Below are 23848 nucleotides of genomic sequence, written 5' to 3'. Positions count from 1 at the left end.
ATCAGATGATCGCCGTCATGACGTTCCAGCCCGTTCCCACCTGTACGCGCGGCGAATATCCCCCGAAGCCCTGCCCCGGGTAGAGCCACAGAGTGCCGCTCGCGTCGCGGGCAAGGATGTCCGGCACATCGTCGCTGTCGAAGTCGCCCGGCGTGACGATGGCTGACATGACGTTCCATTCGATGCCAACCAGCAACGGTGGGTACCAACCTCCCGAGCCGTCGGGTTCGTAGAGAAACAGCGTGCCCCACGTGTCGCGGGCAAGGATGTCGCGCCCCGGATAGCGAAGATTCCCCGGGCCCATGATGGCTGTCATCATGTTCCAGTTCGTACCCACCTTCGATCTGGGAAGCCACCCACCCGAGCCGTTGCCCGGATACAGCCAGAGGTCACCGGCACTATCCCGGGCCAGGACGTCGGCTTTGCCATCATCGTCAAAGTCTCCCGGGGCAACGACGGCGGTCATCGCGTTCCAGCCGACGCCGACTTTGGAGCGGGGCAGCCAATCAGAATTGCCATCACCCGGATACAGCCACAAATCACCAGTGTCGTCGCGTGCCAGAACATCCGGTTTGGCGTCACCATCAAAGTCGCCCGACGCCATCAACAGGTTCATGATGTTCCAGCCGGAACCAACCTGTGAACGGGGCAGCCATCCTTTGTTGCCGTTTCCGGGATACAGCCACAGGGCGCCGGCGGAGTCGCGTGCCAGAACGTCCGTGGCGCCGTCGGAGTTGTAGTCCTTCCACACGTTCTCCAGTCCTGCCGTGGTAACAGCCAAGAGGTAATCGCCCTGGTTGCCCGGAACGACGTACCCCTTGGAGGCGTCCGGGAGCATGACGAACTGGCGGGGAAGCAAGCCATCTTCCAACAGAATTACACCTGCTGGTTTGAGCGTCGGCAGGCTGAGCACGTTGATACTGTGGCCCAACACATAGAGTCGCCCACCGTCGGGACTGACTTGGACCGTGAGAGGTCCCATGTTCATGACCGGGCCGTCCGAGAGGCTGATCGGCGTCAGTGAATTCCCTTGCAGATTGACTTCAGCAACGTAATAGTCATTCGGCCTCTGGTCAACGACGAACGCTCGTGATCCGTCTGGAGTGAAGCTTGGTGCGGTGGCCACGGCTTGGGTCATCACTTCCCCGATTACGGTATTCGTGGTGACGCCTGCGATGGCGATGCCGCCTTCCAGCTTGGGATAGTACAGCTTGGATCCATCCGGGGACATGGACCCTCCAGTTGACGTCCCGCCGAGGGGAATGGTGCTGGTCACGGTGTTCGTAGACGTCTCGATGGCGGAGACCGATTGGTCCAGGAGATTCAGTGCGAAGGCCTTGGCCCCATCAGGCGTCACAAGAATCTGTGTTGGCTCGCGACCAACGGGAACCGAGGAGACCAAGGACGCCGCCGCCACATCGATGACCGCAACCGATCCCGGCGTCGAGCCCGTATCTGCGGGGGTGCCGTACACAGCCGCGTAAACACTGGCCGAGTCGGGAGTAAACGCGAGGCTGAAGACCGGGCCGTCCACGGGTATGTCCGCGACCGTCATCGCGGCAGTGTCCACCACGGTGAGGAAATGCTCCTGGAGCTCGCTTGTTGCGAGGAACACCTTGGCGCCGTCCGGGCTGACCTCCATGGCAGTAACATCCCGGACATCGATGCTCGCAGTCACGGTATCAGTGGCAACATCGATCGAGGCGAAGGCCCCGGATGCGGACACTGTGAACAGCTTGCTCCCGTCGGGGCTCGGTTCAACAAAGTGTGGGCTCGGAACCTCGATCCTGGACGGCGTCCCGAAAGTCGCCATGGGCGCAGTGATGGTTGGTGCAGTGCCTGCCGCGACGGCGTCGGGCTTCAATGGATTGGCCTGGGCCGGTAACCCGGAAGCCACGAGCGTAAAGGCCGCAGCCAAGGCCACAAAGGCAGCACGCGCACTGAATATAGACGTCCCGAACATCATGAATCCCCCGTTTCAGACGCCAGTGACTTGTGTCCAGCGCTTGGATCAAACGCTAGTCACCATCAAATGGAAAAACCAGATTGTTTTGTTCGTATGTGTGGAACTTGCCGAAGCAGCAACAGGGATTGCCTTGCGCCGAGCCTCACGGCACGCTTGGCATATGACTGAACACACGCACGACGGCGATACTCACCACAGCGAGCCGAGGCATGGCGGGCTCAATCTCCACGAGGACGCTGACAACGCCGCCGACATGTGGGACGGCATGTACAAGGAGCGTCCAAAGGTCTGGAGCGGGAACCCGAATCCTCAGTTGGTCGCCGAAGTGGCGGGCGTTCGTGTTGGAACGGCCTTGGACCTTGGCTGTGGCGAGGGTGCAGACGCGATCTGGCTCGCAGAGCAGGGCTGGAAGGTCACAGCAATGGATGTGTCCGCCGTCGCGCTTGAACGTGCAGCAGCCCATGCCGTGGACTCCGGTTACGCTGACCGGATCACGTGGCAGCAGCAGGACTTGGCGGAATGGAAGCCGGAACCCATCTTTGACCTCGTATCAGCACAGTTCCTCCACAGCCCCCTCCTGCCGTGGCGCGACTCTGTAGCTTCCGCGGCAGCGGCAGTAGCCCCGGGCGGCACGTTGCTGGTGGTCGGACATCACCCGCATGGACTCGCTCCTTGGAGCCACCACCGTGAAACGGGCATGTTCTTCTCGCCGGAACAGTTGGCTGGCGCGCTCCGCCTGGATCGCGAGCCGTGGTTCGTCAACGTCCTGACTTCGCGGGAACGCACCGTCACGGGTCCGGAGGGCGAACCGGCTACTGTTGTGGACACGGTCCTCCGGGCAACGAAGCACGCCTGATAGAGGCGGGAACCGCGCCCAAGCGGGGTGACGCCGTCGTCGTCAACTCCGGCGAAAAACTCACGCTGTTTCCGGCAGCAGTTCCCCGTACGGTGCCACCACTGTCCCTGTGGCTGTTGAGTCCGGGTTCAGCATCCAGCCAACCCGTTTGGCCGTATTCAACATGACGACGCTCTCCACGAGTTCGATGCCCGGGATCCGCTGCTGGATGGCGAGTTCCATTTCCATGACCTGCGCCAGCGAACGCAGCCACATGATCATGGTGAAGTTGGTCCGGCCGGTGGTTGACGCTGAAAACCTGACATTCCGGATGGAACGCAGTTCAGTGGCCGCGGCCTCGTGCTGTCCCGCGGGGACGTTCGCAAACCACTGGACTGTGATGGGATAACCGGAGAATTTTTGGGCGATCTCGCAGCGAAAGGAGAGCATCCTGCTGTTCAGCACCCGCCCCAACTGGCGTTGCACGGTGGCGGGATGCCGCCCCAAAGCCCGCGCTATCTCAGCAGCGGAGGCCCGGCCGTCATGGGACAGAAACGGGATAAGCGCCAGATGGCTCTCGGGCAGCGGCACGACGATGGCGTCCGGAGCGGAGGGGTTGGCCGATTCGGGCCCGGCCATCGCCCGGAGCGCCTGCTGTTCCCCCTTGGTGAGCACATTCAACCGCCACGCATAGCCGCTGGTATGGATGCGGGTGCAGAGCGACGTGTGGTACTTGGTAAGCCCACGGATTTCCTTGAGCCGCGGCAACAGGCTGGTGCTGAACTGATCGAGGTCCTGCGTGATAACGGTGAGCGTGAGGTCGCGGTTACTGGCGGCTTCTTCCACGGTGATGACCTCGGGGAGCTCTGCGAGCGCAGCGACAACGTCGGGCCGGAGGTCCATCTCGCAGTCGATGTCCACCATGGCAAGGCACATGTTCTTCGGGTCGCCCATGAGATGCGCCGTAGTCCAGGCCGCCCCTGCGGCTTTCAGGCGGTCCCACCTCGCGGCCAGGGTTGTGGCATGGACGCCCAGGACCTCGCCGGCATCGGACCAGCTGATGCGGGGAGAAATCTGCAGGGCATTAACGAGGCGTAGATCCTCTTCGCTGAGTTCCATGCGTACATTCTCTCAACTGTGCATGAATCCTGCATTTCTGCGGCTTCCCTGCATTTTTGTAGATGTTTTCAGGATTGTGAGTTAAGTCACCACAGAATTGCTGGAAGAACCCCGTAGCCAAGCGAGACCAGGAGTACACATGACCATCGCCGCCGACGCCAAGGAACTGCAGGACGACATCGTCCGCCTCCGCCACAACCTCCACCGTGAGCCGGAAATCGGCCTGCAACTGCCCCGCACACAGGAAAAGGTGCTGAAGGCACTCGACGGACTCCCATACGAAATCACCCTGGGCAAGGACACGACGTCGGTCACTGCAGTTCTGCGTGGGGGCGCGGCTTACGCCTCGGCTGAGAAGCCCGTGGTGTTGCTGCGTGCAGACATGGACGGCCTTCCGGTCCAGGAGACCACCGGAGTGGACTACACCTCCCGCGTAGATGGAGCAATGCACGCCTGTGGCCACGACCTCCACACCTCMATGCTGGCCGGAGCCGCCACCCTGCTGGCAGAGCGTCGCGACAAGCTGGCCGGCGACGTCGTCCTCATGTTCCAGCCCGGCGAGGAAGGCTTCGACGGCGCCAGCTACATGATCAACGAAGGTGTCCTGGATGCTGCCGGCCGCCGGGCAGATACGGCGTACGGAATGCACGTCTTCTCCTCGCTGGAACCGCACGGCCAGTTCGTCACCAAGAATGGCGTGATGCTCAGTTCTTCGGATGGGCTCGTGGTGACCGTGCTTGGCGCCGGCGGACACGGCTCCGCACCGCACTCAGCCAAGGACCCCGTCACCGCAGCAGCCGAAATGGTCACCGCCCTTCAGGTCATGGTGACCCGCCAGTTCAACATGTTCGATCCCGTTGTCCTCACCGTTGGTGTGCTGCACGCAGGAACCAAACGGAACGTGATCCCCGAGACCGCGCGTATCGAAGCCACCATCAGGACCTTCTCCGAAGAGTCACGGCAGAAGATGATGGAAGTAGTACCCAAGCTGCTCCAAGGCATTGCCGCAGCCCACGGACTGGAGGTTGATGTGGACTACCAACAGGAATACCCGCTCACCATTAATGACGAGGACGAAACCAACACGGCGGAGAAGGTCATCGCTGGCATGTTCGGTGAATCCCGGCTGACCCGCATGGCCACTCCCCTGAGTGGTTCCGAGGACTTCTCCCGTGTCCTGGCAGAGGTCCCGGGAACATTCGTGGGGCTCAGCGCCGTTGCCCCCGGCACCGACCACGCGACGTCGCCCTTCAACCACTCGCCGTACGCAACTTTCGACGACGGCGTCCTCACCGACGGCGCTGCCCTGTACGCAGAACTCGCCGTGTCCCGCATCGCGGCCCTCGCCGCCAACTAACTCCCAGCCCTATCCCACCTTGGAGAATCACATGACCGCCACCGTTGGAACGTCCACCGAAGTCAAGGTCCACAAGTCCCATCTGCGCACGCTCGTCGGGACCGGCATCGGCAACGCCGTTGAATGGTACGACTGGGCCATCTACGCCACGTTCTCGCCGTTCATCGCGAGTGCTTTGTTCAGCCAGGCCGACCCTACGTCTGCTGTGCTGTCCACCTTGGCGATCTTCGCCGTCGGGTTTGTTGCCCGCCCGTTCGGCGGTTTCGTGTTCGGCTGGATCGGCGAYCGCATCGGCCGCAAGACCTCCATGACGGTAGCCGTTGCGCTTGGAGCTCTCGGCAGCCTCCTCATCGGCATCGCGCCGACGTTCCAGGCCGTTGGCGCGTTCGCATCTGTGATGCTCCTGCTCGCCCGACTGATTCAGGGCCTTGCCCACGGTGGTGAGCTGCCGTCGTCGCAAACGTACCTGTCCGAGATGGCACCCAAGGAAAAGCGCGGCTTCTGGGCCACACTCATCTACACGTCCGGCACCGCCGGCATTCTGGCCGGAACACTGCTTGGCGCGATCCTCACTGCTGTCCTGTCAAAGAACGACATGAGTGCCTGGGGCTGGCGTATTCCGTTCCTCATCGGTGGCGCGCTGGGCATCTACGCGCTGTTCATGCGGGCCAAGATGAAGGAAACCCACGCATTCGAGGCTGAGACGCCCAAGGAAAAGCGCCTGCCGATGTGGCCGCAGATCGTCAAGTACCGCAAGCAGGCCCTGCAGGTTATCGGCCTTACCGTTGGCCTCACGGTGGTCTACTACATCTGGGGTGTCGTGGCACCGAGCTACGCAGCCACCACGCTGAAGATGGACCGCGGAGCAGCACTTTGGGCTGGCGTGATCGCCAATGTTGTGTTCATCGCCGCACTCCCGTTCTGGGGCAAGCTGTCCGACCGCATTGGTCGCAAGCCTGTGCTGATCGGCTCGTCCATCGGTGCCATGATCATGCACTTCCCCATGACGTGGCTGCTGAAGGATTCACCATGGCAGCTGACTGTGTCCATGTCTGTGATGCTGTTCTTCATCGCTGGTAGCGCGTCGATTGTCCCGGCCGTCTATGCCGAGCTGTTCCCGACGCACATCCGCACCGTTGGCGTCGGCGTCCCGTACTCCATCTGCGTAGCAGCCTTCGGTGGCACGGCTCCGTACCTCCAGACCTGGCTGGGCACCATTGGCCAGGGCTACCTGTTCAACGTGTACGCAGTGATCCTGCTGGTGATCGGCATCGCGTTCGCCTTCTCGATCCCGGAGACCAAGGGCAAGGACCTGACGGTCTAGGTTCCCGTTGTGAGGCCCGTTTTTAAACGAACTTGTTGCGGCCCGCGCGGTAGCCGAAGAACGCAGCCAGCGCTCCGACCACCAGGAACAGGATGCCCGCGGCGGTGAATCCACCCGTGGCTTGGTGCAGTTGGCCCACGAGCAAAGTGCCCACCGAGCCCACTCCGTAACCGACACCCTGCATCATTCCCGACAGGTGGGCGGCGGTGTGGGCATCACGGGTGCGGACCATGATCATCGTGAGGGCAACCGCCGTGAGGGAGCCCTGTCCCAGTCCCAGCAGTCCGGTCCAGATCCAAATCAGCTCAGTGGGCCCGAAGATGCTGAGGGCGAAGCCGCCGCCGGTCATCAGGGCTACCACCGTGTTGATCACCCTCTGATCCTTGAACCGCGTGGCCAGGGCAGGGGCGAAGAGTGAACCCAGCATCTGAAGCACGATCGACACCGACACAATCAGGCCAGCCGTCCCGCCCTCGATGCCCCGGTCCCGCAGGATCGGCGCAAGCCACGCAAACACACTGAACGACATCATGGCCTGCAGCACCATGAAGAGCGTGACCTGCCAGGCGACCGCGGATCGCCACACGTTCACGCCGCCGCGGACTGCCTGGTGCTTTACCGATGGCTGGCGGATGGCCAGCGGAAGAAAGAGTAAAAGCACGACGGCGGCAGGCAGCGCCCAGGACCACAGCGCCGAAGTCCACTGGCCGGTTGCCGTAAACACCGGATATGTGAACCCGGCACCAAGCGCCGCGGAAGCACAGATCGCAGTGGTGTAGAGGCCGCCCATGAGCCCGAGGCGGTGCGGGAAGTCCCTTTTGACCACGCCTGGCAGGAGGACGTTGCAGAGCGCGATCGCTGCTCCGCATGCTGCCGTTCCGGCCAGAAGCGTTGGCAGGTGGCCTACTCCCGGGATTTCGCTCGGACGCACCAAAAGCCCTGCTGTGAGCACCGCCATCGCGCCCAGCAGGACCCGTTCGGCGCCGAAACGGCGGGCAAGGATTGGGGCAAGGGGCGCGAAAATGCCCAGCAATGTCACGGGAACGGTGGTCAGGACCACCACAGCCCAACCCGGCAGCCCGGCGTCGGACGTTATTTCCGGAAGGACAGCCGAGAAGCTCGAGAAGACCGTCCGCAGGTTCAGGCCGATCAGGACGAGGCAAATGCCGAGGTAGATCAGGGCCCTCTTGGAGCGCAGCTGCGTAGGTAGGGCGGGCGGGACGTCGTCGATCTCGGCATCCACAGCGATTTCAGGGCGAACGGCCTTGTAGCGGATCGGGTCTGCCTGGCCGCTTGCATCTGCGACGCCGGGTCTGTTCGAGGAGGTCACACGTCCTATTCTGTCAGCCGTGTCTGATCCGCTGCCCATGGGCGTGATGTGACCGGGATCTGGGCGTCTGCGGGTTGTCCACATACGCAGGATTGCACCTGTCTGTGCCGCATCGGCGTCCATAGCGTTGAGAGCATGAACCTAACTTCTTTGCCCTCGCCTACGTCATCGAACCCGGACAAGGCGGAGTCGCCGATCGGATATGTTCTTGTCCCGCCGAAGCAGCCTCCTGGGCTCAACACAGGAATTGGCAGCCTCGTCTTTGCCGTTGCTGCGCTCTTATACCTGAGAGTCACATTGCCTGTGGCGTTATTGGCGGCGTTTTTCACCAGGTCACCCTCTGAGGCGGGACCTTACGATTGGATTGCCCCGACCGTATTGTGGAGCCTCCCGGCCCTGTGCGGCCTAGTTTCCCTGGTACTCGGCACGGCATCGGTGGCGCTGGCTCGACGACCCACGCCAACCGGGCGGCACACCAAGGCGTGGTTCACAGGAATTGCCGGTCTGGGCGTTCTCGGGCTGGACGTTGCAATTGTTGCTGCCTGGATTTTCACCACGGGTCGCATCATGATCCTGTTTTGACGCCGGAGCACGGATTCAGCCTCGTCTGAGCCAGCCATCTGCCCGCCGGAACCAAAGTATTCTGGAAAGGATGAGTGAAACCCCAGATTCCCCGCGACCAGTCACGCCAGGCAGCCAGGCTTCCTTTGGAACCTACGGTGGCCGGCCGGTCAGTTTCGTGCGCCGCGGCACCCGTTTGCAGGGCCGCAGGCAGGCCGCCTGGGAAGAGCATGCCGAGCGGTGGGCTGTCCAGGTTCCGCGTCACGTCGCCAACACTTCGGTGCACCCCGATTACACCTTTGATGCCGAGGCAGTCTTTGGGCGCAAAGCTCCGCTGATTGTCGAAATCGGCTCCGGGTTGGGCGACGCCGTAGTGCACGCCGCCGAACAGAATCCGGACAAGGACTTTCTGGCGGTCGAGGTTTACACGCCCGGTTTGGCCAACACCATCATCAAGATCAACAGCCGTGGCCTGACCAACGTTCGGGTGGTGGAAGCCAATGCGCCCGAGGTTTTGGAGTCGATGCTTCCTGCCGGTTCTGTCAGTGAACTCTGGGTATTCTTCCCCGATCCATGGCACAAGGCACGCCACCACAAGCGCCGCCTCATCCAGCCGGCTTTCGCCTCTGTGGCTGCCAAGGCGCTGGAAAAGGGTGGTTACTGGCGCATTGCCACCGACTGGTCCAACTACGCTGTACACGTCCGTGAGGTCCTGGCAGGCTCAACGGAATTTGAGAACATGCACGAAGGCGAGCGCAGTGGCGAGGAGAGCCCTCTGACGCAAGTGTGGCAATCCGGCGTCGAGTCTGTTGTGGGAGGCGCGCCGGTGCGGGAAGGCCGCGCACCTGTCAGCACGGAGCACACGGGTCCGAACGAGGGTGTGGACGAGGAAGGCGGCTGGGCTCCCCGGTTCGAGGGCCGTATCCGCACGAGCTTTGAAAACAAAGCCCACGAGGCCGGGCGTATGATCTTCGACCTCACGTATCGCAAGATCTAGCCGAAGCACTTGGGGGAATCATGAGCTATCAGCCACCGGCTGAGTACTACCATCAGCAGCAACGGTCCAGGACGCCTGGGTTGGCTGCCGGCATCACAAGCATTGTCTCGGCAGTCCTCTCGCCCATCGCTGCTGTGGTCAGCATTCCCCTGGGCGTCGCGGCCGTTGCTTCGGCGATGAGCCGCTACAACCCGGGCAACGACGTCTGGTGGTTCAGTGCGCTTATCCTGGCGTTGGTTGCGGTGGTACTTGCCATTGTGTCTGTGGTCAGTGGGCTGATTGCTGTATTTCGGGCTGGGCGCATGAACGCCGGACGTCTTACGGGGATCATCGGACTGGCGATCATGGCGGTCAACGTCTTTGGCGTCACCTTCATGGTTCTCCTGGTGCTCGGTTCAGGGCAGGGGTCCTGAATGCCCCAGGTTCGTGCTGAACGATTCATCCGCCTGGATGCCGAGACAGCCTTCGCGCTCTCGCAGACCACTGGCGAGTTCAGGCTCAGATGGGATCCGTTCATTTCGGCGCAAAGCTTCGTTGACGGAGCCAAAGGAGCGGGCAAGGGAGTTCGTACACGAACCGTCTCCAGGATGGGCCTGAAGATGGTGAGTGAGTACGTCTCGTACACCCCGCCCCGCAATGTCGGAATGACTATGGTGTCCGGGCCGTGGTTCTTTGAGAACTTCGGCGGTGGCTGGCGGTTCACCCCGGACGACGGCGGCACCCGGGCAGTCTGGAAGTACACCTTTTCCTGCCGCCCGGCTTGGCTCAAGCCCGTGGCCGAGAGAATCGGAAGCTGGTTGTTGGGCCGCGAAATCGAACGCCGGATCGAAGCATTTGCCCGGGCCTGCGAGGACCCCGTCCTCGTCGCAGAGCTGCGGGCAAACCTCCTAGGCTGAAATCAAGGGCGCTGAAATCTAGGGCGCTGACATCTACGGCACTGAAATTGAGGCCACTGTCTTGTCCCCTTCATCCCGGAGTTCCACTCCGGCGATGCCGCCAAGCTGCACGGGCGTAGCGCCAGTGATCTTGATGCGACCACTCGGGGTCGCCGTCCAGCCGCAGGTGCGCTCTTCCGCCCCGTCCCGGCCCTTCACCCAAAGGTAGAGCGTTCCTTCGAGCGGCATGCTCTTGCCCTCGACCTCAAGCTCCGTGCCCCAGGTCTTCTTGACCATGCCTACTGTCAGTTGCAGGCCTGTTTCGGACTGCACCGAGTAGCTGGCATCGGGTTTTGGTGGTTGATTCAACAGCGGGCCCCCAAGGAAACCAAGTGCCAGGCACGCAGCGGCGACTGCCCCCACGAAAGCCGCCCACCGCCGTCGTGATTTCTTCCTGCGTGCCGAAAGGTCAACCAGGATCTTCTGCGGCAATGCTTCCCGGCTCGGTTCCAAAGGTGAGAGTGCACCGGCGGTACCCGTCACGGTGAGCGCGACGGCGTCGGCGGACGGAACGGCGTCGAGCAGCGCGGGGAGGCTTTCCAACTCCTCGAGTTCCTTGCGGCAGGCAGCACATCCAGTGAGGTGCTCTTCAAAAGTGCGAGCTTCCTCGGGGTCGAGCCCGCCCAGCAAGTAGGCGCCCAGCAATTGGTGGACGGGGTTGCCGTTCATCGTTCCACCCCCATTTCATCAAGGATCGTTCGGAGGGCTTTCACAGCATAGAAAGCCCGGGATTTCACAGTGCCGGCAGGAATGTTCAGCTGCAGGGCTGCCTCGCTGACGGTGAACCGCTGGTAATGCAGGGCCACAAGGACCTCTCGGTGTTCGTGGCTGAGCCGTAGGAGCGCCTCTTCCATGAGGACGCGGTTCAAGAGTTCATCAACACGTTCCGTCGCGACATGGTCTGGAAGGTCGTGCTCGCCTGCCTCGACGGGACGCCTCTGAGCCTTCCGGTAGTTGTCGATGATGACGTTGCGGGCGGTCCGGAAAAGGTAACTGCGCAGGCTGCCCGTAATCTGCGGGGCGTGCTGCCAGACCTTGAGGATGGTTTCCTGCACGACGTCGTCGGCCAAGTGCGTGTCCGAAGTGCAGCTGAGCACAAAGCGCTTCAAGGCTGTGCCGTGATCGCGGTAGATTGCCGCCACCACGTCCTCGTCCAGCGGCATAGCCACCTCCTTCGCACTGTTTCCTGCTGCCCTACCCCCATACGACGGCGCGCGTGGGAAAAAGGTTCAGCTCCTTGAACCATTCTTCCCCCGCTGGCGTCGTAGGGGTTAGCGCCGACCCATCCCGGCCGGCCCGTCAAAGGAGCTAAACATGAGAAATAGACTCAGCGTTGGGATCGGCGCAATGGTTTTCGCCGTGGCTCTTGCCGGTTGCGGCGGAAGCCCCGGGACAAGCACCACGTCCTCTGCCGCGCCCACGACCGCCACTTCCTCGACGGCACCTACCTCCATGTCACCGAGTACGGACGCCATGTCCAGCCCTGCCGCGGCCGGTGCCGAAATGAAGGTTGCCTCGTCCAGTGCCGGGCAGATCGTGGTGGACAGCAAGGGCATGAGCCTGTACTTCTTCACCAAGGACGTCAAGGATTCGGGAACCAGCGCGTGCACCGGCGCCTGCCTGACGGCCTGGCCAGTGTTCACGACGACGTCGGACAAGCCAACCGTTGAAGGCGTCACGGGCACCGTGGGAACCATAGCGACCCCTGACGGGAAGAAGCAGGTCACCCTCAATGGCATGCCGCTGTACTACTACGCAAAGGACAAGGCTCCGGGCGATGTCACCGGCCAAGGCGTCCAAAGTGTCTGGTACTTGGTGAGCCCCAGTGGAGAAATGATCAAGGGGGCCGCAGCGGGCTACTAAAGCGTGACGCCGAGATCGCGGGAAGCCTGCCATATCGCCGAAATGTTCCGTGCGAACAGGCAGGGTTCCCACGAACTCGCGTTCAGGCCGCATCACCTGAGTGCCCGAAGGATGCGTTCCTTGAACGCGCGTTCTTGAAACAGGTCCTTCCACTCGATCCGGATGAACCGCCACCCCACCTCGACGAGTGCCTTCTCCCGCCGTCGTTCTTGAAAGATGACCTCATCAGTCGGATTTGAAGTCGAAGTATTTGGTTCGACCGTCGAACTCCAGAGCCAGTCTTTCCTCTTCCCAAGCGAAATCCATACGGTGGCGACCCAAGCGGGACTGCACCTCGAATTGTGGCTGTGGAGGCCTGATGCTGAGCCTTTGCATCAACTCACGGGTCAATGTCTCACCAGCAGACTCGGAGCGGGGGTCTGCGTTGTCCAAAGCCTTGCGCAGCGTGCGGATACCCCGCTTCCCTGAGGAGACCGCGGCCAAGGAAGTCAGCCTGCTTCTATCAGCGCCGAGGCGCAGTCCATGATCCATAATCACCAGTGCTTTGGGATAGCTGAGCATCCTGGCGCTGTCGCAGATGGTGCGTTCGAGTGTGGTCGCCCGTAAGCCCTGAACCTGCATGACATCGTCCTCAGTGAAGCTTTCTGTGTGTCCGCGAACGTCCTTGCCCCAGCGGTCGGAGGATGGCCGTGCCGTGTGCAGGACGTGAACCTTGTCATCCGCGCCCCACACGAACAGACCGTGGAGTCGTGCAGCCGACAAATGGCTGTAGACCAATCCGCCTGTTGACGTTGTCAGCGTCCCATGCGCATGTGCCAGGATCCTCTCCTTGGCTTGCCTCCTCGGACCCAGCGCATTCCACTTGCTGCCCCTGATGTAGCAGCCGTACCTCAAGCGGTGCAGCTCACCGGAGTCCACCAGTGCCTTGACCTTTCGACTGTTCAGGCCGAAACGGAGTAACTCGTCGGTTCTCCACATGTACCCGCGCACAGGAAGCGGATGGACTAACGGGGCGGTGCTTTCAAGCGATGATCTTGGATCCATGGACTTAGCATGCCGACGAAACATCCAGTCCTTAAAGGGGTGCGCCACGCTATGTGGACATCCAGTGCCGAGGCCCCGGGAACGATGCGAATACGCCGGAACTTTGCCCGCTAACGCGCACGTTTTCAGCGAAGTCAGGAGAACGGCCGGGCTACGATCGAGCGAAGTGGCGACGTCCATCGCAGGGGTGGCAGCCAAATCGCCGGAAAAGCGCGGCAACGGCTGGACGGCAGGCATCCGGAAGCGTGCGTCAAAGCGCAAAGTGGGCCCACACCGCCAGGGGGACGGTGGGGTACACGCGGAGGATGTCGGCCGTCCAGCCGAACGATCGAGCGAATTACGCGTCCGCGAGCTCCTCGGACTCTTCGAACTCCACGGCAGCGATGATTTCCTTGGTCTCCGGGTGGATCATGAAAGCTTCGTCATCGTCTTCCACCATGATGTAGTCACCGTGGTCGGTGGCGAAGTGCCAGGCGAGGGTCTTCACGCCGTCGTGCTCGTAGTTGGGGTCTCCCATGGTGATCTTCTGCAGCGCGTAGCCAGCCACATCGCACAGTTCCCGGATGATGACCTCGAACTCCGGAGCGTTGGCGAGGGCTTCTTCGTCTGCTTCGGCCTGGCGCTCTGCAAGGTCCGGAATCAGGGCGACGCGCTCAGCAATGTGCGCTTCAAGCTCCTCATCCGAGAGGACCAGCAGTTCGGACGAGCCGCGAAGGTAGGCGGCGTTGAGGTCGATGATGTCCTCTTCTTCCAGCAATGCCTCGAATTCGCCGTCGAGCTCGTCCAGGACAACTACGGCCACGAGAGGCGTTTCGGATTCGTCCAGCTCGCCGTCGAGGTAGGCCTCGGCGTCGTCCTCACTCAACGCATCAAAAGCTGCTGCCGTCCGGTTGAACAGGTCAAGGTGCCGGGTGGCGCCCATGCCTTCCAAACCGGCACGCACGTAGGCGTCCACTTCTTCACGCTCCGGGGCGGTGAACACGTACTGGGCGAATCCACCAGCCAGTGCCTGGGTCAGGTAGAAATCGACAAAGTAGCTGTTGAGCGCAGCGGGCGCGATTTCGTCGCTGTTGAGGAGCTCCGCGTACATCTGGTTCACGACATTGACGTTGGAATCCACTACGTCTGCATTGCCTGCTTCGAAGCTGGTTTTGTTCAGGACGACGGGGTACTCGTTGGTAGTCATGGGAAATCCTCACTGCTGAAAGCTGTTGGTGCTCCGGACCCTTTCAACGTACGCGTGGGAGCGGCGCGGCAATCGAGGTAGAGGTTAACGGAGGGCGAAGTTTGGGAGCCGTTTTCTGCTGACTAAGATTGAGCAGATAACCTCCTGCCGAAAGTAGCCCGACGCATGCCGTCCCACACAGACGAAACCTGGGAACTGGCCATTCAGACTCCTGCCATTAACGACCGCTCTTTGGCGGCCGGACTGGCCTATGCCATGGGCAGCCGCGTGAGCGGAATTTCTTTCGATTCGGCCACCGGCCTCTTGCTTGGCAAGGTCCGCGGCACCGGTCCGCAGCCGTATTCGACGTCGGCAAAGCTGGTTCGCAAGCCCAGCGGCTGGAGCTGCACAGTAGGTATTTGCAGCTGCCCGGTCCGCAAGGATTGCAAGCATGTGGCCGCGTTGCTTTTCACGGCTGAAGACCACCCCACCATTCGCGCCCAGCTCCTGTCCCAGGCACCGGGGATCCAGACCTCGCGCCTTGGGTCCTCCGAGCAGGGCGGTTCCGGGCGGCCGGCTTGGGAGCAAGCCCTCAACAGGCTGATCGCGAAGCCGGGCACCGCACCGAGCACTGCCGGCATTCCGCTCGCCCTGCAGTTCGAGGTGGAGGAACCGGCCGCCCACTTCTCCTACACAGGCCGCCGTGACCCCATGCGCAGTGTCCGGCAGCTCAAGGCCCGCCCCGTGATGATGGGCGCCAAGGGCAAATGGATCCGCGGCGACGTCTCCTGGAACAACCTCAGCTACGTCAGTTTCCGCCGCGAATTCAATGAGGCCCACGTCGAGTGGCTTCAGACTTTCCTCGCTGCGCATGGTTCCAGCAACGGCCGCCAGCAACCATCCGGCGCCATGTGGTTGAGCCTGAACGACTTCGCCGCCAAGAACCTCTGGACCCTCCTCGCCGACGCCACTAAAGCCGGCATTCCCCTCATTCACGCCGCTGGTAGCGAGCCTGTCCACGTCGAGACCCAACCCGCCGTCGTCGGACTCAGTTTGGCGCGCCTTGAAGCGCTGGGCGCCAAAGACGGGAAGCAAACGCCCGACGGCGGCCTGCAGCTTGCGCCGTCGGTGACGGTAGACGGCGAGCAGATTGATGCCGGAACTGTGGGCTTTTTGGGCAAGCCCGCGTACGGGATTTTCTTCACGCATTCCGGCGCCGAAGCCCTGCCCGGAGTGCCGCAGCAGAACAACCTGATCACGCTCGCGCCGATTGAAGGCGGCATCAGTGACGAGCTGCTCGAGTTTGTCACCGAGGGCGAAACGCTTCAGATTCCGGCCGAGGACGAGAGCCGGTTCCTGACCTCGTTCTACCCGAAGCTGCGGCAGTCGACGCCCGTCAAGGCAGCGGATGAATCGGTGGAACTTCCGACGCTGGCAGTCCCTACGCTGTCCCTGCTCGCCAATTACGGCACCGATCACAAGGTCCGGCTGCACTGGGAGTGGCACTACAAGTCCGGCACGTTGGTCACCGCGCAGCCCTTGTGGCGGCATCCGGATGACCGTGGCTACCGCGATGACCTCGAGGAAGCCCGGATCCTGGATTCGATCGGCCGGCCGTGGGACGTGGTGCCTGCGCTGGCGGAATCCGCTACTGGCGGCTGGGGCGCTCCGCGGCTCGCTGCCTCGGCTGAGCTTTCCGGGCTGGACACGCTGGCTTTCACCGAGGAGATCCTGCCAGCGCTCAAGGACCTGCCCGACGTCGTGGTCGAAACCTCCGGCGACATCGCAGATTATCGCGAAGCCGCCGAAGCTCCCGTTGTCTCCATCTCCACGAAGGAAACGGCGAGCGGCGACTGGTTCGATCTCGGCATCGTCATCACACTCGAAGGCGAACCGGTCTCGTTCGCCGCCGTGTTCTCCGCCCTTGCCGCCGGAATGAGCCGCATGCTGTTGCCCAGCGGCGCCTACTTCTCGCTCGACCTGCCCGAGCTGCACCAGCTGCGCGCACTGATCGACGAAGCCAGGTCCCTCCAGGACAACCCGGATAACAAGGACGGCACCCTGCAGATCAGCCGCTTCCAGGCCGGACTCTGGGACGAGCTCGCACAGCTGGGGATCGTCGACGAGCAGGCCGCCGCGTGGCGTGAGGCCGTGGGCGGATTGCTCGACGACGGCGTCACCGGGCTTCCGCTGCCGGCTGGCCTTAACGCTGAGCTGCGTCCGTATCAGCTTGAGGGCTTCAACTGGCTCAGCTTCCTGTTCAAGCACAGCCTGGGCGGCGTGCTGGCCGATGACATGGGCCTGGGCAAGACTGTGCAGGCGATCGCACTGATCTGTGCGGCCAAGGAGTTGGCTGCTGCTACGGCTGATTCCTCAACGCGCGCTCCGTTCTTGGTGGTGGCCCCCACCAGCGTGGTGAGCAACTGGGCCGCGGAAGCGCAGCGCTTCGCTCCCGGGCTTGTGGTGCGGACCGTGGGTGAAACTTTTGCGAAGAGCGGCCTGTCACCCGTCGACGCGTTGGCGGGTGCCGACGTCGTTATTACGTCCTATGCCCTGTTCCGCATTGATTACGATGCCTACGCAACATTCCAGTGGGCCGGCCTGATGCTGGACGAGGCGCAGTTCGTGAAGAACCACCAATCCAAGGCATACCAGTGCGCGCGCAAGCTGCCGGCCCGGTTCAAACTGGCCATCACGGGCACTCCGCTGGAGAACAACCTCATGGAGTTCTGGGCGCTGACATCGATCGTGGCGCCCGGCCTGTTCCCGAGTCCCAAGCGGTTCGCGGAAAATTACCAGAAGCCAGTGGAGAAGAACGGCGACTCGGCGCAGCTGGCCAAGCTCCGGCGTCGTGTCCGTCCGCTCATGATGCGCCGCACGAAAGAGCAGGTCATCAAGGACCTGCCGCCCAAGCAGGAGCAGGTCCTGGAGGTGGTGCTCAACCCGCGGCACCAGAAGGTTTACCAGACGCACCTGCAGCGCGAACGCCAGAAGATCCTGGGGCTGATCGATGACGTGAACAAGAACCGTTTCACGATCTTCCAGTCACTGACCTTGCTGCGACAGCTTAGTTTGGATGCGTCGTTGGTGGATTCGTCGCTGTCAGGGGTGCGGTCATCCAAGCTCGATGTGCTGTTCGAGCAGCTGGAGGACCTCATCTCCGAGGGCCACAGGGCGCTGATCTTCAGCCAGTTCACGGGATTCCTGGGCAAGGTGCGTGAGCGTTTGGACGCCGAGGGTGTGGAGTACTGCTACCTCGATGGCAGCACCCGAAACCGCGGCGATGTGGTCAGCGAGTTCAAGAACGGTGCTGCTCCGGTGTTCCTGATTTCACTGAAGGCCGGTGGCTTCGGGCTCAACCTGACCGAGGCGGATTACGTGTTCCTGCTGGATCCGTGGTGGAATCCCGCGTCCGAGGCGCAGGCTGTGGACCGTACCCACCGCATCGGACAGGCCCGCAACGTCATGGTCTACCGCTTGGTCGCGAAGGACACTATCGAGGAAAAGGTCATGGCGCTGAAGGCCAAGAAGTCGCAGCTGTTCGCGGATGTGATGGAAGGCGACGCGCTGGCTGGTGGCTCGTTGACGGCGGATGACCTGGCGGCGCTGTTCGCCGAATAATCTCCCCAAACTAGCTCGCATTAGTGGTTGTTCCCAGCTCTGGGAACAACCACTAATGCCAGTCAGTTGGGAGCGCTAGTCGTCCAGCCGCACCCCACGCAGCAACAGCATCGTTCCGCCAACAGCCACTGCGGAAGCCAGGAAGACGCCAGCCGCGCCGAGTCCGACGGCCACAACTCCGATCGCGCTCGGCAGGACAACTTGGCCCACCCTGTTGCCGGCGAGCCTCAAGGCCAGCGCACGTCCGCGTTGGCCTTCGGGTGCCTGGGCTGAGAGCCAGGACATGGTCAGCGGCTGGCCGATTCCCAGGCCTAGGCCTAGGAACGCCATGACGACGAAGAGCAACCACATGGGCATCGGAATGGCAGCTACTGCCAGCGACACGGTGGAAACCGCAAGGCTCAGGACCAGCAGTCTCATCCGTCCCAGTTTCCGGGACATGTTGCCAAGCCCCAGCCGGGAAACCATGGACAACACCGCGCGGACAGTCAGCATCAGGCCAACAGTTGCCGCACTCAGGCCCCGCTCTGCGCCAAGGGCGGGCAGATAGACGACGGTCAGGTCCACTACTGCCAGAACGGTAGCGCTCGTTGCCAACGCCCGGACCACACCAGGGGTTTTGAGCAGTGCCATGGCGCCGCCCTTGCCACCAGCGGATCCCTTGGACATGCGTCTTCTCTGGCTGACCTTCGACGAGACCACAAAAGTAGTCACGAAAAGCACCAGGCTCATGGCCGTCGCGAGAAGGAAGATCGCGTTCGTATCCGGTCGGACAGAGGCGCCGCCCACCAAGGAAATGGCCAACGGCCCAAGTGCCTGACCCAGCGACGCGGCGAACGTCAGATATCCGAAGGCGGAGTCCAAGCGCGCCGATTCTGCATTGTTCGCAACCACCGCCTGCTGCCCCACAACACAAGCGAGCTGCCCGGCGCCAAGAAGCGCAGTGCCGGCCACCAGTGCAGGAATCGACGTTCCGAAGAACAGCAGAAAAGCGGAACAACCCAGCACGACGGCGGACCCGATCGCCATGAGCCGACGCTCACCAAGGCGATCCACGAGTCCGCCGATGGGCAGCGCGAGGAGTAGCGGGAAGACTGCGTAGCTTGCAGCGAGAAGACCGAGCGCAAACCCGGGGACGTCCAGTTCCAACGCCCTGTAGCTGGTGGCTGGCCGGACCAGAAAGGTGACGGCCTGGATGAGGGCCGAGTGGATCAGAAGTGCAATGGACGAGCGTCGCCCCAGTTCGCCAATCATCCGATCACGAGACCGGCGCCTGAAATGGCGCGCAGCGTCTCATCCCGGGCGGCGATGACGTGGTCGAACGCGATTTTTGCTGCCTTGTCCGGCTTCTTGGAAGCTATGGCTTCCACAAGTACCCGGTGGTCCGCAAGGGCTTCTTCCCGGCGGTCAGGGGAGTTGTTGGTGAAATGCCGGTAGCGCTCAACCTGGCTTGAGATCTGGTCATGGAACCGTTGAGCCCACGAGTTACCAGCTATAGCTGCGATGGTGGCGTGCAGTGTCACGCCATACTTCATGGCTTCATCAGCGAATCCCACCATGGCTGCATTGCGATCAAGAATCCCCTGCAACTTCTCAATATCCTCCACGGTCGCCTTGGCACACGCTTCCCGGGCCATCAGCGATTCCAGTGCAGCCCGGACGTCGTACAGTTCGGAAATCGCCGTCTCATCCAGCATCGGAACCACCACTCCCCCAGTAGCTTGCTGCTCCAGGAGGCTCTCGGAAATCAGGCGCCGGATTGCTTCCCGCAGAGGCGTGCGGCTGACGCGTAGCTCGGTAGCCATCGCCGGCTCGTAGATGCGCTCGCCTGGTTTGAGCTCCAGGCTGAGGATGCGACGTTTGAGCTCGTTATAAACGAGATGCGCACCTGTGTTCCGTGGTTGTGGATCTGCCATGCTGCTGCCTCGGCTCGACTCGGATGTGGGTGTGTACTTGTATACATCTATACAACCCGTGGGAATGGTGAGCAAACCAGAAGCAACCCGGGGTCACTTATGGCCCCTTCCGAGGCGAAACATGGGCCATATGTGACCCCGCGTTGCTTGAATGGAGGTGACCACTTCTGACCAACCCCGTTCGAACCTGTTCGAGTGCCTTGTTGCCACTTCAAGGGCCTCATAGTGTCGCATTGCCCAGCCTTCCAAAAGCCGGGCCAAGCACCCAAGACAACCGACGATGAGGTCCACCCATGGCGTTTACCGCGCGAAGAATCCGAAGGCCAGTAGCCGTGCTGGCGGCAGCTGTCACTGCGGCCGCGAGCCTTGCACTCATGCCCGCAACAGCCACGACAGCAACAGCGGACGATGCAACAGCCGTAACCATCACCCCAAACCCCGCCAGCCGGGGCAAGGCCTTTGAAGGTTGGGGAACAAGTCTGGTGTGGTTTGCGAATGCGACGGCGGGCTACTCCCCCGAGCTGCGTGAAGAGCTGTACCAGAAGGTCTTCGGCGAGGACGGCCTCAACCTCAACATCGCCCGTTACAACGTGGGCGGCGGCAACGCCTCGGACGTAGCCAACTATCTCAACGACGGCAGCGCTGTGGAGGGATGGTGGAAGCCGGTCACCGACGCGCAAGCCGGCCAGGCGCCGTCGAACCTTTACAACCCCGACGGGACAGTCGACAAAACACAGGCCAACAAGCTCGCGTTCCTGAATCAATGGAACCCGGACGACCCCGCGTCGTACAACCCCGACGCCGATCAGAACCAACGGTGGTGGGTGGAGCGCCTCGCCTCCGACCAGCAAATCACCCACTGGGAGGCCTTCAGCAACTCCCCACCCTGGTTCATGACCAAGAGCGGGTACGTATCCGGCCAGGTCAACACCAGCAAAGGCGAAAATCTGCTACCCGAAGCCGAGGGTAAGTTCGCCGCCTACATGAGGCACGCCGTCGAGCTTCTCGAAAAGGGCAGTGGCATCAAGGTGGACACTATCGATCCGTTCAACGAGCCGAACTCGGGCTACTGGGGCACGGACATCAACGCCGTCACGGGGAAGCCGCCGACGACGTACACGCAAAAGCAGGAGGGTGCCCTGATCTACCCTGCCGCGCAGGATCGCGTCACCAAACTCCTGGCCGCGGAGCTGGGGAAGGGCAGCACTGATGCCGTCATCTCCGCGATGGACGAGACGGATCCCACCAAGTTCATGACCAACTGGAACGGCTACAGCCAGGAGGCCAAGGACGCGGTCGGGCAGCTTAATGTCCACACTTACGGCACCAACGACCGCCGCAGGGTCCGCGACCTCGCCAACTCCACGGACAAGCCGCTGTGGATGAGCGAAGTGGGCGGATTCTGGACGGGCAACCCGGCGCTCGGCGACTCCACCAGCGGCTGGGACCGTTCCAACATCACCAACGGCCTGGGCATTGCAGGGCGCATGGTGAACGACCTCCGCGAACTCGAACCGGACGCGTGGGTCTTCTGGCAGCCTGTGGAGGACACCTACAAACAGGAAAAGGCGGACAAGGGTTGGGGTTCCATCTACGTCGACTTCGACTGCAACTACGAGGGCCGCGAAGGCTTCTCCAACCGCCGGCTCAATGACGGAGCCACTCAGGACCAAGCCAAGTGCAAGGTCCTGACCAACCAGAAGTACAACACCACCCGCAACTTCACCCACTACATCCGCCCGGGCGACTTCCTCATCCAGAACGACAACGCCAAGACCGCCAGCGCCCTCCGCGCGGACGGCAACGGCGCCACCCTGGTCCACTTCAATGACACCCCGACGCCGGAAAAGGTCACCATCGATTTGAGCCGTTTTAGCAGCATCGCGCCAGGCTCTACGGTCACGCCGGTGGTCACCACCAAGTCCCCGCTGGATGACATCGAGAAGAACGCGCTGGTGAAAGGTGCGCCTGTCGCCGTCAACACCACGTCAAAGTCCGCCACGCTTGAGGTTCCTGCCGCCTCAGTAGTGACGTTCGTCGTCGACGGCGTCAGCGGAGTTTCAGACGACGCCGCGCCTGTGCAGGACGGCCACAGCTATCACCTCACCGGTGAGGCAAGCGGCAAGTACCTGACGGCTCGTGCGGACAGTTCTTCCTCGATCGAAGAACTGGGTACGGACGCTGCGGGCGTGGCTCCGCAGATCTGGACGTTCAACGCAGTGAATGCTGACGATGAGTTCGCGAATGATCGCCGTTGGGTCCTGACGAACAAGGACGGCCAGGTGCTCACAGGCAATGGTGGTGTGCTGAACGCCAGTCAATCCGGTGCTGCTTCGCTTGCTTCCCTGACCTTGGACCAAGCCAAGGCGACTCCTGCTGCACAGTGGATAGTGACGACCGAAAACGGCAAGCAGTGGTCGCTGGTGAACGCCGGCGCTGCAATTGCCCTGCAGGTGTCGGGTAACCAGACTGCGGCCGGAACGTCTGTGGCGTTGGCGTCCTCAACAGGAACCACAGCTACAGCAACAGGTAGCCCGCACCAGTCCTGGGCCTTCACGGACATCGCGGACCTGAAACTTCTGGGCACTCAGCCTTTGGAGCTCAGCACGCTCACCGGCGTCGCACCTGTCCTCCCCAGCACGGTGACTCCGCTCTACAAAGCCGGCCCGGGCAAACCGCTTGCAGTCACGTGGTCCCCTGTAGATCCAGCAGCGTGGCAGAAGGAAGGGAAGGTTGCACTCCACGGTTCAGGTGTCGATCCGTACGGCCAGACATTCAGTGATGCTCTCTTGACTGTGACTGTAGGGCAGTACGTGGCAACGGATCCGGCGTCTGTGACTGTTGGTGTCGGCTCCACTTTGGCCTCGGTCCAAGCGGCAGCGCCGAGCACGGTCCCCGGCCAGATCGCTGACGGTCCTGCCCGCAATCCACTGCCCGTGGCGTGGGACTGGTCTTCCTTTGATGCTTCAGCGCTGCAATCCACAGGTTCAGTGACCGTTCCGGGTAAGGCCGGCTCCCTGTCCGCGACCCTCACCGTCGTGGTGGTGGACCGTGTTCCGAGCAGCAACATCTGCAAGGACGACCCCACAACAAGCGCAACCGCCAGCTACACCGAGGGCTCCTACATCGCCAAGAACACGTGCGACGCCAACGCCTCCACCCGCTGGTCCAACTGGGTAAGCGGTGGCCGGGCCGGTGACAGCCTGAGCTACGCCTTCAGCCGGGACTACACCGATTCCTCCGTGGCCGTGACGTCTGCGGAAAAAGCTGCACAGAGCCTCAAGATCCAGTACCAGGACGCCRCCGGCATCTGGAAGGACACGTCCGCCGGAACCATCACGGGACTCTCGACGACGGCACCGGTCACCGTACGCTTCGACCCCGTGACCACACGTGGGATCAGGGTTTCGTTCGTGACCACGGGTTCGTACACGAAGGTCGCTGAGGTGGCCATCGCCGGTTCCCGCTTGGCGGATGCCGGGCTCGCCGATCTCGGCAGGCTCCTCGTGAACCACGCCTCGGTCGTGGGTTTTGCTGCCGGAACCAGCGACTATCGGGTGTTGTCGACGTCGGCGACTCCCGCCGTCGTCGGCTACCCGCTGGACACCAACGCGAAGGTTACGGTCCAGCAGCCCACCGCTGAGAACCCGACGGCGGTCGTCACCGTGACAGCGCCGAATGGGACCACGAAGGAGTACCGGCTGACGTTCTCCACCGGTAAGGACGCGTGCAAGAGCAATGGATGGAAGACGAGTCCATCGCCGGTGTTCGGTGATCAGGGCGAGTGCGTGACCTACTTCGCCGAGCGGAAGTAG

Annotated in this window: 18 protein-coding genes and 1 pseudogene; 10 read left to right on the top strand and 9 right to left on the bottom strand. The window is 62.3% G+C overall.

Annotation, left to right across the window (positions count from 1 at the left end):
* Position 1 precedes the first annotated feature (1 nt).
* Positions 2-1966, bottom strand: coding sequence for an FG-GAP-like repeat-containing protein (locus AC1DCM_RS15335; RefSeq protein ID WP_477518870.1), 1965 nt, complete (start codon positions 1964-1966; stop codon positions 2-4).
* Between the two features lie 160 nt (positions 1967-2126).
* Between AC1DCM_RS15335 and AC1DCM_RS15330 the strand changes: the two genes are divergently transcribed.
* Positions 2127-2822 (top strand): SAM-dependent methyltransferase, encoded by a 696-nt coding sequence (locus AC1DCM_RS15330; protein WP_477518869.1) that lies wholly within the window; start codon positions 2127-2129, stop codon positions 2820-2822.
* A 60-nt stretch (positions 2823-2882) separates the two neighbouring features.
* Here AC1DCM_RS15330 and AC1DCM_RS15325 read toward each other — a convergent pair whose 3' ends face one another.
* Positions 2883-3920, bottom strand: a complete 1038-nt coding sequence (locus AC1DCM_RS15325) for an Lrp/AsnC family transcriptional regulator (protein WP_477518868.1) — start codon at positions 3918-3920, stop codon at positions 2883-2885.
* 139 nt (positions 3921-4059) lie between these two features.
* Between AC1DCM_RS15325 and AC1DCM_RS15320 the strand changes: the two genes are divergently transcribed.
* The gene (locus AC1DCM_RS15320; RefSeq protein ID WP_477518867.1) at positions 4060-5277 is read left to right on the top strand and encodes a M20 metallopeptidase family protein; all 1218 of its coding nucleotides are present in this window, start codon (positions 4060-4062) and stop codon (positions 5275-5277) included.
* 31 nt (positions 5278-5308) lie between these two features.
* Positions 5309-6601 carry an MFS transporter gene (locus AC1DCM_RS15315; RefSeq protein WP_442003303.1) on the top strand — a complete coding sequence of 431 codons (1293 nt, stop codon included), beginning with the start codon at positions 5309-5311 and terminating at the stop codon, positions 6599-6601.
* A 22-nt stretch (positions 6602-6623) separates the two neighbouring features.
* On the opposite strand, the gene AC1DCM_RS15310 is transcribed toward AC1DCM_RS15315, so the two are convergent.
* Entirely contained in the window at positions 6624-7931 is a 1308-nt protein-coding gene (locus AC1DCM_RS15310; protein ID WP_477518866.1) for an MFS transporter, read from the bottom strand.
* Between the two features lie 135 nt (positions 7932-8066).
* Between AC1DCM_RS15310 and AC1DCM_RS15305 the strand changes: the two genes are divergently transcribed.
* The 4 genes from AC1DCM_RS15305 to AC1DCM_RS15290 all read left to right on the top strand — a co-directional run bounded on the left by AC1DCM_RS15305 (position 8067) and on the right by AC1DCM_RS15290 (position 10385).
* Positions 8067-8513, top strand: a complete 447-nt coding sequence (locus tag AC1DCM_RS15305; RefSeq protein ID WP_477518865.1) for a hypothetical protein — start codon at positions 8067-8069, stop codon at positions 8511-8513.
* 70 nt (positions 8514-8583) lie between these two features.
* Positions 8584-9489, top strand: coding sequence for a tRNA (guanosine(46)-N7)-methyltransferase TrmB (gene trmB, locus AC1DCM_RS15300; protein WP_223946999.1), 906 nt, complete (start codon positions 8584-8586; stop codon positions 9487-9489).
* A 20-nt stretch (positions 9490-9509) separates the two neighbouring features.
* The gene (locus AC1DCM_RS15295) at positions 9510-9902 is read left to right on the top strand and encodes a hypothetical protein (RefSeq protein ID WP_477518864.1); all 393 of its coding nucleotides are present in this window, start codon (positions 9510-9512) and stop codon (positions 9900-9902) included.
* Positions 9903-10385 carry a type II toxin-antitoxin system RatA family toxin gene (locus AC1DCM_RS15290; protein WP_477518863.1) on the top strand — a complete coding sequence of 161 codons (483 nt, stop codon included), beginning with the start codon at positions 9903-9905 and terminating at the stop codon, positions 10383-10385.
* A 33-nt stretch (positions 10386-10418) separates the two neighbouring features.
* Here AC1DCM_RS15290 and AC1DCM_RS15285 read toward each other — a convergent pair whose 3' ends face one another.
* Both AC1DCM_RS15285 and AC1DCM_RS15280 read right to left on the bottom strand, forming a co-directional pair.
* Entirely contained in the window at positions 10419-11093 is a 675-nt protein-coding gene (locus AC1DCM_RS15285; protein WP_477518862.1) for an anti-sigma factor family protein, read from the bottom strand.
* The gene (locus AC1DCM_RS15280; protein ID WP_223934624.1) at positions 11090-11587 is read right to left on the bottom strand and encodes a sigma-70 family RNA polymerase sigma factor; all 498 of its coding nucleotides are present in this window, start codon (positions 11585-11587) and stop codon (positions 11090-11092) included. The genes AC1DCM_RS15285 and AC1DCM_RS15280 overlap by 4 nt, the downstream gene beginning before the upstream one ends.
* A 151-nt stretch (positions 11588-11738) precedes the next feature.
* On the opposite strand from AC1DCM_RS15280, the gene AC1DCM_RS15275 reads away from it, so the two are divergent.
* Positions 11739-12287 carry a COG4315 family predicted lipoprotein gene (locus AC1DCM_RS15275; protein ID WP_477518861.1) on the top strand — a complete coding sequence of 183 codons (549 nt, stop codon included), beginning with the start codon at positions 11739-11741 and terminating at the stop codon, positions 12285-12287.
* A gap of 92 nt (positions 12288-12379) precedes the next feature.
* On the opposite strand, the pseudogene AC1DCM_RS15270 reads toward AC1DCM_RS15275, so the two are convergent.
* A pseudogene (locus AC1DCM_RS15270) lies at positions 12380-13331 on the bottom strand (type IV toxin-antitoxin system AbiEi family antitoxin domain-containing protein).
* Between the two features lie 337 nt (positions 13332-13668).
* A complete protein-coding gene (locus AC1DCM_RS15265; protein ID WP_477518860.1) occupies positions 13669-14517 on the bottom strand; it encodes a DMP19 family protein in 849 nt (282 codons plus the stop codon).
* Positions 14518-14682: 165 nt separating this feature from the next.
* Between AC1DCM_RS15265 and AC1DCM_RS15260 the strand changes: the two genes are divergently transcribed.
* On the top strand, positions 14683-18117 hold the full coding sequence (locus tag AC1DCM_RS15260; RefSeq protein ID WP_477518859.1) for a DEAD/DEAH box helicase: 3435 nt from the start codon (positions 14683-14685) through the stop codon (positions 18115-18117).
* A 75-nt stretch (positions 18118-18192) separates the two neighbouring features.
* On the opposite strand, the gene AC1DCM_RS15255 is transcribed toward AC1DCM_RS15260, so the two are convergent.
* Positions 18193-19371, bottom strand: coding sequence for an MFS transporter (locus AC1DCM_RS15255; RefSeq protein WP_477518858.1), 1179 nt, complete (start codon positions 19369-19371; stop codon positions 18193-18195).
* A complete protein-coding gene (locus AC1DCM_RS15250) occupies positions 19368-20033 on the bottom strand; it encodes a GntR family transcriptional regulator (protein WP_477518857.1) in 666 nt (221 codons plus the stop codon). Before AC1DCM_RS15250 ends, AC1DCM_RS15255 begins: the two co-directional genes overlap by 4 nt.
* Positions 20034-20326: 293 nt before the next feature.
* Between AC1DCM_RS15250 and AC1DCM_RS15245 the strand changes: the two genes are divergently transcribed.
* On the top strand, positions 20327-23848 hold the full coding sequence (locus AC1DCM_RS15245; protein WP_477518856.1) for a discoidin domain-containing protein: 3522 nt from the start codon (positions 20327-20329) through the stop codon (positions 23846-23848).

Source organism: Paenarthrobacter sp. 10N417 (assembly GCF_056394745.1).
Note: the sequence above shows the minus strand (reverse complement) of the source record. Positions and strands in the feature narration are given on the sequence as shown.

Excerpts from the sequence above, each read along its gene's own strand:
- AC1DCM_RS15290 (WP_477518863.1), top strand. The coding sequence starts at position 9,903 with ATGCCCCAGGTTCGTGCTGAACGATTCATCCGCCTGGATGCCGAGACA.
- AC1DCM_RS15295 (WP_477518864.1), top strand. The coding sequence starts at position 9,510 with ATGAGCTATCAGCCACCGGCTGAGTACTACCATCAGCAGCAACGGTCC.
- AC1DCM_RS15285 (WP_477518862.1), bottom strand. The coding sequence starts at position 11,093 with ATGAACGGCAACCCCGTCCACCAATTGCTGGGCGCCTACTTGCTGGGC.
- trmB (WP_223946999.1), top strand. The coding sequence starts at position 8,584 with ATGAGTGAAACCCCAGATTCCCCGCGACCAGTCACGCCAGGCAGCCAG.
- AC1DCM_RS15260 (WP_477518859.1), top strand. The coding sequence starts at position 14,683 with ATGCCGTCCCACACAGACGAAACCTGGGAACTGGCCATTCAGACTCCT.
- AC1DCM_RS15330 (WP_477518869.1), top strand. The coding sequence starts at position 2,127 with ATGACTGAACACACGCACGACGGCGATACTCACCACAGCGAGCCGAGG.
- AC1DCM_RS15255 (WP_477518858.1), bottom strand. The coding sequence starts at position 19,371 with ATGATTGGCGAACTGGGGCGACGCTCGTCCATTGCACTTCTGATCCAC.
- AC1DCM_RS15275 (WP_477518861.1), top strand. The coding sequence starts at position 11,739 with ATGAGAAATAGACTCAGCGTTGGGATCGGCGCAATGGTTTTCGCCGTG.
- AC1DCM_RS15305 (WP_477518865.1), top strand. The coding sequence starts at position 8,067 with ATGAACCTAACTTCTTTGCCCTCGCCTACGTCATCGAACCCGGACAAG.
- AC1DCM_RS15250 (WP_477518857.1), bottom strand. The coding sequence starts at position 20,033 with ATGGCAGATCCACAACCACGGAACACAGGTGCGCATCTCGTTTATAAC.
- AC1DCM_RS15335 (WP_477518870.1), bottom strand. The coding sequence starts at position 1,966 with ATGATGTTCGGGACGTCTATATTCAGTGCGCGTGCTGCCTTTGTGGCC.
- AC1DCM_RS15325 (WP_477518868.1), bottom strand. The coding sequence starts at position 3,920 with ATGGAACTCAGCGAAGAGGATCTACGCCTCGTTAATGCCCTGCAGATT.
- AC1DCM_RS15280 (WP_223934624.1), bottom strand. The coding sequence starts at position 11,587 with ATGCCGCTGGACGAGGACGTGGTGGCGGCAATCTACCGCGATCACGGC.
- AC1DCM_RS15265 (WP_477518860.1), bottom strand. The coding sequence starts at position 14,517 with ATGACTACCAACGAGTACCCCGTCGTCCTGAACAAAACCAGCTTCGAA.